6 protein-coding genes and 3 pseudogenes are annotated in these 7,094 nt (G+C 58.7%); 5 read left to right on the plus strand and 4 right to left on the minus strand.

Annotated features, from left to right (window positions below):
* Nucleotides 1–217: 217 nt before the first annotated feature.
* Entirely contained in the window at nt 218–676 is a 459-nt protein-coding gene (locus tag J8I34_RS32710; protein WP_209778026.1) for a fumarate hydratase, read from the minus strand.
* Between the two features lie 324 nt (nt 677–1,000).
* Between J8I34_RS32710 and J8I34_RS32715 the strand changes: the two genes are divergently transcribed.
* Nucleotides 1,001–1,177, plus strand: coding sequence for a hypothetical protein (locus J8I34_RS32715; RefSeq protein WP_209778028.1), 177 nt, complete (start codon nt 1,001–1,003; stop codon nt 1,175–1,177).
* Nucleotides 1,178–1,509: 332 nt separating this feature from the next.
* Here J8I34_RS32715 and J8I34_RS32720 read toward each other — a convergent pair whose 3' ends face one another.
* Complete coding sequence (locus J8I34_RS32720; RefSeq protein WP_209778029.1) at nt 1,510–1,803, minus strand: hypothetical protein; 294 nt, start codon at nt 1,801–1,803, stop codon at nt 1,510–1,512.
* A 72-nt stretch (nt 1,804–1,875) separates the two neighbouring features.
* Nucleotides 1,876–1,986, minus strand: a pseudogene (locus J8I34_RS32725) (H-NS family nucleoid-associated regulatory protein); the annotation flags it as partial.
* Nucleotides 1,987–2,066: 80 nt separating this feature from the next.
* Between J8I34_RS32725 and J8I34_RS32730 the strand changes: the two are divergent.
* Nucleotides 2,067–3,167: an IS5 family transposase gene (locus tag J8I34_RS32730; RefSeq protein WP_209778032.1), complete on the plus strand. Its 1,101-nt coding sequence runs from the start codon at nt 2,067–2,069 to the stop codon at nt 3,165–3,167.
* A gap of 148 nt (nt 3,168–3,315) precedes the next feature.
* Here J8I34_RS32730 and J8I34_RS32735 read toward each other — a convergent pair.
* A pseudogene (locus tag J8I34_RS32735) lies at nt 3,316–3,522 on the minus strand (H-NS histone family protein); the annotation flags it as partial.
* A 274-nt stretch (nt 3,523–3,796) separates the two neighbouring features.
* Here J8I34_RS32735 and J8I34_RS32740 point away from each other — a divergent pair.
* The 3 genes and pseudogenes from J8I34_RS32740 to J8I34_RS32750 form a co-directional block, all read left to right on the plus strand.
* Nucleotides 3,797–6,160: pseudogene (locus J8I34_RS32740) on the plus strand (ATP-binding protein); the annotation flags it as partial.
* Nucleotides 6,161–6,270: 110 nt separating this feature from the next.
* Entirely contained in the window at nt 6,271–6,720 is a 450-nt protein-coding gene (locus tag J8I34_RS35355; protein ID WP_348635839.1) for an ATP-binding protein, read from the plus strand.
* Nucleotides 6,717–7,025 (plus strand): hypothetical protein, encoded by a 309-nt coding sequence (locus J8I34_RS32750; protein WP_209778049.1) that lies wholly within the window; start codon nt 6,717–6,719, stop codon nt 7,023–7,025. Before J8I34_RS35355 ends, J8I34_RS32750 begins: the two co-directional genes overlap by 4 nt.
* The last annotated feature ends 69 nt before the right edge of the window (nt 7,026–7,094 follow it).

Here is a 7,094-nt window from a genome sequence, read left to right on the forward strand (position 1 = left end):
AGTTCTACTCCCTGGTGGCCTAACCGCAGCACCTTTCCGTCCCCCGCTCGCCCCTACCTCCTTATCGCGACGGAACCAGCTAGAGGCGGGTACTGCTGGTGCAGAACAGGCCGAAACTCGGTTCGGCCTGCCGAGGCGATCAAACTAGGCGCCGGTGTGCACCAATCCCGTTTGAATCGACCCGTTTGCTAAAGGCCAACTCGCTCGAGGCAAAAGATCACGCCGAAGCTTCGGGTGCCGCGACGGTCTGCGCCACCGTCTTCGCCGGGGCTCGCTTCTTCGTCACGGATTTCACCGCAGCCTTCTTCTGCACAACAGTCGCATTGGTTTTGCTACCGGCAGCCCTTTTCGGGGCGACCTTCGTGGCGGCAGCTTTGCTGGAAGCCTTCTTGACACCTGCAGCCTTCGCCTTTTTCGCCGCGAGCTTGTCCTTTGCGGCTTGCTTCTCAAAACGCGCTGCGGACTTTGCGGCTTCCGTCGCTTTCACGACCTCACGCTTTGCAGCTTCAATGGCCTTCTTCGTGTCGGCACGCAGTTTCAGCAAGCGCTTCTTCGCTGCCTGGGCTTCACGTGCGAGCACTCTCGCCTTCTTCGTCGGTGCCGTCAGCTTCTTTGTGACAGGCTTCCTTTTGGTAACCGCGCTCGTCGGCGTCGTTGCTTTGGTTGCTGCGACCATGTTGATTTATCCGTATTGGTTGGAAGCGCCGGAGTATACCCATTGTAGCAACTTGCAGTGATCCGGGGTTCACCATGGGGTTGCGAAAACGGCTGAAACATCGACCAACGATCCAATGGGTTTCAGCTTCGTCGCTGCATTGCAGCACACGAAGCGCTTGATTCCGTGGACAAGAGCGTTTAGTGTCAACGCTCGGTGTGCGCATACCCAGCGCGTCCTCGCACCGAGTTCACTCAGTGTTGTTCCTGTCATCTTCCGTGAAACTCCGTCCACGGACCAGCAGTCGTAGTTCCTTTTTCCGTCCCCCCGACAAAGGAGCCTGACATGCTCAGTCCTCATGAAATCGCCGCGCTGCTACTGCTTGGCGATGCGCAAGATATCGACGATCTCGAACCGGAACAGTTGGACAGCTTGCTGGTCCGCAAACTGGTGACGATGGAGCATGGCCATGGCAGCGCAAATGCCCCCCCGCTTGACGAGTCAAGGGTATTCCATGCTTGAAGCCATGCGCCGTATTGCGTAACGCCGCTCGGTCCTGACAGCCCTCGCGCTTTGCTCTATTTGTCGCGAAGAATTCCTGGCGACGAATGCTGCGGATCACCGATTGCATCGTGCAAAGTCGACGCAATACCGCTGCGGGAACTTGTCGGTGGAAGACTGCCTTCTTGGCCCCCGTCGGTTATCGCCGACTGCGTTGAGATTGTGCCGAAGACGTGCCACCACGGGCCCCAGCATCCGCAGGTGCACGCATGTCCATGGACTCGACAGCCGTCGACTCCATGCAAATCATTCCATCCAGTACCTGACCAGTTTTGGTCAGCGGGGGAAAGTGGCTAACGCTCGGGTTTCCGGGTGATGGCGATCTGTTCATCGATGATGGCCAAGAGCTCGGCTACTGAGCCGGAGAAACGCTGTCGAACTTTCGCGAGGGTTTTGCGCTCGCTGGCCGAACGCACGAGCTCATAGCTACCGTCCTCTTGCGAAAGACGGATGACTCGCACCTCCTTACTGGGCGGAACCCGCAGCCAATAGGAATATCCATTCCTTATACCCTCGTCTGTGCGCTCGCGAGGAATCAGGTATGGCCGGGCAAGCATGATCTCGGCGAGAATCGCTTCAAGGGACATGGTGCTGCTCTCAAAAAACAAAGCCCCTGCATGTGGGCAGGGGCGATACGACTTGAGGGCCGGAAGCTAAGATTAGGCGTCTTCGGCAATCAGGAATCGCTTGGGGTTCTTACCGAGCCAAGCCGGTTGGCGACCACGGCCGGACCAGGTCTTCCCGGTCTTGGGGTCGTGGTACTTAGCAGGCCGCTGAAATACCTCCGGCGGAGGTCAGCGCGACGGCTGGCTGAAGCGTTGATTTGAGGATCCCATCCAACCCTACTTTCATGCGCGGCGCAGATACCTTCACCGAGAGTTTGTTCACTATGCGGAGGCTGGATGATTTCGTGCCGAAGTCCCACCCGTTGCGCTCGATCCGCACCATGGCCAACCAGGCGCTGGTGAAGATGGACCGGTTGTTCGCGCAGATGTACGAGGCCGATATCAAGGGTGGCCAGCCTAGCATTGCGCCGGAGAAGCTGCTGCGAGCCATGCTGCTACAGGTGCTCTACAGCATTTGTTCCGAACGTCAGCTCATGGAGCAGACCCAGTACAACCTGCTGTTTCGCTGGTTCATCGGGCTGTCGATGGACGACACAGTTTGGGTGCCCACGGTCTTCACCAAGAACCGCGAACGGCTGATCAAGCATGATACAGTGATCCAGTTCTTCAACGAAGTGCTTGCCATCGCGCAGAAGAAGAACTGGCTGTCAGGTGAGCACTTCAGCGTGGACGGCACGCTGATTCAGGCTTGGGCAGGCCACAAGAGCTTCGTGCGCAAGGATGGCGGCGACAAGGACGACAACGACGGCGGCAACTTCAAGGGGCGCAAGCGCAGCAACGAGACGCACGAGTCCAAGACCGATCCCGATGCCAAGCTGTACCGCAAGGGAAAAACAGCGAGTGAGCTGCGCTACATGGGCCATACCCTGAGCGACAACCGCCACGGCCTGGTGGTGAGCGCCATGGTGACCAACGCGGACGGACACGCCGAGCGCGAGGCCGCAAAGGTCATGCTCAACGATGCCAGGCAGGTGATTGAAGACCTGAATGTGGAAGTTACCGTGGGCGCAGACAAAGGCTACGACGCGCAGGAGTTCATCGAGGCGTGCCTGGAGATGAAAGTGACTCCGCATGTGGCGCAAAACACTTCGGGCCGGCGCTCGGCCGTTCCTGATGCCATTGCTTGCAGCGCCGGTTATGCCGTCTCGCAACAGAAGCGCAAGCTGATCGAGCAAGGCTTTGGCTGGGCGAAGACCGTGGGGCGCATGCGTCAGGTGATGGTGCGCGGACTCAAGAAAGTCGACCAGATGTTTGTGCTGAGCATGGCCGCCTACAACCTCGTACGTATGCGCTCGCTGGGACAAATCCGTCCGCAGTTGCAGTAATCGCGGTAATGAGGCCGGAAATGGGCTCCCAAACGCGAAAAAAGCCGATGCAGTGGCGCCCGGCTTCCGGATGGTGAAAATTAACGGCCCCGCCGGCCTTATGGGGGAAGCCTCATCGCTTGCGCGGTGAGTACTTCAGCAGCCTGTTAGGGGGCAGCTCCGACTTCGGCTTGCTCGCGCCACTGCCTGCTGGACGGCCGCGACGGCGCTTGGCAATGTCTTCGACCGTCAAGCCATAGTCGGCCATCAGGCTCCGAATCTTCTCGATGATGCCCGCTACTTCATTGGCGCGCACCTCTTCCAGTTGGGCTTCGAGGGCCTGCTTCTGGGACATGAGTTCCTTATAGGATGCCATGTAAGTTTCCTTTCCAGTCGAGAGATGACAGGAGATAGTTTAAAGCTAATTAAGCTTAGATGCAAAACTGTCAAACACTATCATTATAAGCCACCATTCAATGGAAAATCGATGTCATTCACCTGAATCCGACGGAAATAGAGCCAAGAGTCGCATGAGGGCCCTAATCTGGCAAACTACCGGCGTGGCCAATTCACCGTCTCGCACCACCACTGTGGCTCTGGGCAATACTCCAAACTAAGAACGAAGGAAGCCCATGCACCGAATCCGGAAAATGCTCCTCGTCAACGTGGGGACGAACAAGCAACGCCCTTCGCGCCGAATCACCGAAATCGCCCCCCGCGACGGCGCTGCCGTGGTTGGGCCCAATGGCGTTGGCAAGACCACGACCCTTCGTCTCACCCCCCTCTTTTACGGGCACCTACCGAGCCAGATCATTCAGATCGGACATGGCCAGAAATCGATGCCACGATTCACGCTGCCCACGCCGGAAAGCGCGATCGTTTTCGAGTACCAGCGCGGCCCGTCCGAAACGCACGATTTGCGCCTGGCCGTTCTGCGTGCCCGCCGGGACAATCCCGACGCCCTCGAGTATCGGCTTTTCGAATCCGGCTTTCGGCGCGAAATCTTCGTTGACGAGAACGGGACGTTTCTGGACGACGAAGGATCCAAGACCGCAGCCACCAATATCGGCGTAGCCTTCTCGATGAAGCTCGACGCTTCCGAGTATCGAGCCATCATCCTGAATCTGCAGGCGAACACGAAGCAGGCGCACAAGCTGCGCCAAATCGCCCGCGAATATTCTTTCGCCCCGCGCGCCATGCCGAATCTCGACCGCCTGGTTGGCTCGGTCGTCAAGGAACACGTGAGCTTCGCCGACCTCATCCAAGTCGCCGCCGGCATGGTCGACGAGGAGACGAGCGCCAGCGCGGACTCGGAAAGGAAAAAGCTCCTCCTCAAGCAGACCAAGAGCGAAATCACCGATTGGATCAAGAATCGCCGCGCTTGCGAGGACGCCAACAAAATAACTCGGATCGTGGATGACCTTGAATCCACGATCGACCGCTGCTATCGCGAGGAAGACGACATTCGCCTGCTCTCTGCCGAGGTGAGCGCACTGCTGGACAACAAAACGAAAGCGCTCGCCGACGTCACTGCTCGCCAGAACACCGCAGCCACACAACGGCAACGCCAGCAGGAGTCCGAGCAGAATATCCAGGCAACCCTGACCACCGCGTTCGAGCAAGCGCAGTCCAATCGTCGGACTGCCGAACAGGCCTATGACGATCAAGCCGCGCTCAAGGCACGCTTTGACAAAGAAGACGTCGCCGGCTGGGCAAAAAAAAGCAGGAAGGCGCACAGGCATTGCAAGCCGAACGGGCTGGCATCCTGCAGCAACGCCAGGTGTATTCCGCCGAGGCCGCCGTTATCGAGGACGAGATCCGAGCTGCGCGCGAGGAGATCGAGACGACCCGCGACGCCGACCTCGAGACGCTCAACCGAGAAGCTGACCGTCACATTGGCCGAGGCGGCTTCGCGCTTGGCCTTGGTGTCGGTCTGGAGGGCGTTCGCGACGGTAAGGCGTTGGCGGGCCTGTTCGAACCGCCTAGGCAAGGAGATGAAGGCGCTGAAGCAAGCGCAGGAGCAATATACTGCCTCCGCGCGACAAGAGATCGAGGGCATTGAAGGCCGCTTCGGTACCGAGATTTGGAACGCCGGCATTGCCGCGAAGAAAGAAGCGTCCGATTTCGAGACTCGCCGGGACGGCATCAAAAAGCAAGCCACCAGCCAGGTAGCCGCGCTGACCGCCCGACGCAATGAGCGGCTGCGCGCCCAGAATCTCGATCCAGAGAAGTTCGAACAATGGGATGCTCGCCGCAAGGAAATCGATGCAATCTTGCGCACCTTGGAAAACAAGGTTGTGCTGGTCGAACAGTGGCGCGCCTGGCTCAACAACAACGGGCCGACTGAACTGATCCGCCTTGAGGAAGCGGCGCGCGACGCCAATACGGCACTATCGAAGGCTGACGACGCCATCAGGGCTCATGAAGGTGCCGTCAAGCGTGCAATCGAGGCCTATCGCGTGCAGCAGAGGGCCTTCGACGAGTCGATCACTGATCTGACCGGCCAGGTCCAGAAACTGCAGATGCTTGAGGGGAAGTTGCCGCCGCCAAAGCACGCAGATGTCTCCATCGACCCCAGCATGACCGCCGCGCAACTGGCGATCAACGTCAGCGCCGCGCAAAGCAAGTTGGCGTCGACGACACACCGGATCGGCGAGCTTCACAACACGATCTACAACCGCCTGACGGCCGGCGACAACAACGTCAAGGAGTTTGTCGAGCGCTTCGTGGCCGAAGTATCGAACGACCGTATCGAGAAAGCACGCGCCCTCGTACGGTGCCATCGCAATATCCCGAACGAGATCGTTGCGAACCTGAACAATACGCTGCGCGTGATACTGGACACAATCGAACGCTTCCATAGCGCGATTCAGAGCTTCGAGTCGGACATCAAGCGCTTCAACAAGGATCTCGGCAAGGGCCTTCAGTCGGTGCAACAGTTTGAGCGCATTCGTGGGTTGGAGATCGAGATGGTCACGGATTTTTCTGACCTGGGCTTTATGGAACGTCTGAAGCAGGTCAGCAAATTCGCGAACGATTCACACCTTGCCCTGGGACGCGCAGGCCAGCGCCGCAGGTTCCCGACGAAGCCGCCGAAGTCGTACTCCATGAGGTTGCCAATACCATCGCTAGCGGTGGCCGGCTTGAGGTCGACCTGTCGCAGCACATCCGTATTCGCGGCAAGGTTATGGAGAACGACGTCGAGAAGGCATTCCACCGCGAAAGCGAGTTGGAAAACGTGTCGTCAAACGGTCTGACCTCGATCATCCTGATTACGCTCTTGCTCGGAATGTTGAACATGATCCGCGGCAAAGACGCGATCTACATTACATGGGTCACCGACGAAGTCGGAAAATTTGACGGACCGAACTTCATCGCCCTGATGGATATGCTCCGCGACAACCGGATCGACGTGATCACTGCCTCGCCGGATCTGAACCCTCGCCACTATCGCAAGTTCGCGCAGCGATATCGTCTGGAGGATATGGGCGTGATCCGTACATTCGCCGTACTGAAGCACGACTTCGTGACGACGGGCGAAATCATGACCGTCGATGCTGGAGACGCTCAGTGATCGCCGCCGTTCTCAAAACCCTGCTCTCGGGCCGCTTTGTCTGTTCGGTCGCGTACCCGACCGAGTACAACTACCTCTCGGCCCCGGAAGCGCTCGCAAAGGTCGAAGACGTTCTGGGCCACATGGACTTGCGCCTCGCGCGCACGAATCCGGAGGACGGCGCGTATTACACGGCGCCGAAGGACGTCACGACCCTGTCAGTCACCCGTCTGAAGGAAGATCTCCGCCGCTTCCGGGATGTCTACGGACCAGCTGTAAGCGGTCGACTAACAACGCCTCTTGCGGTCGGATACGAGTTCGGCTAAACAGCGGATGTCTTGAGATTCCAAGGCAGCAAGGCCTCGTAGTCGTCAGCGGTCTTCGCGAGCGGCAGC

This window comes from Cupriavidus phytohabitans (assembly GCF_017815025.1).
GTDB lineage: Bacteria > Pseudomonadota > Gammaproteobacteria > Burkholderiales > Burkholderiaceae > Cupriavidus.

Excerpts from the sequence above, each read along its gene's own strand:
- J8I34_RS32710 (WP_209778026.1), bottom strand. The coding sequence starts at position 676 with ATGGTCGCAGCAACCAAAGCAACGACGCCGACGAGCGCGGTTACCAAA.
- J8I34_RS32715 (WP_209778028.1), top strand. The coding sequence starts at position 1,001 with ATGCTCAGTCCTCATGAAATCGCCGCGCTGCTACTGCTTGGCGATGCG.
- J8I34_RS32720 (WP_209778029.1), bottom strand. The coding sequence starts at position 1,803 with ATGTCCCTTGAAGCGATTCTCGCCGAGATCATGCTTGCCCGGCCATAC.
- J8I34_RS32730 (WP_209778032.1), top strand. The coding sequence starts at position 2,067 with ATGCGCGGCGCAGATACCTTCACCGAGAGTTTGTTCACTATGCGGAGG.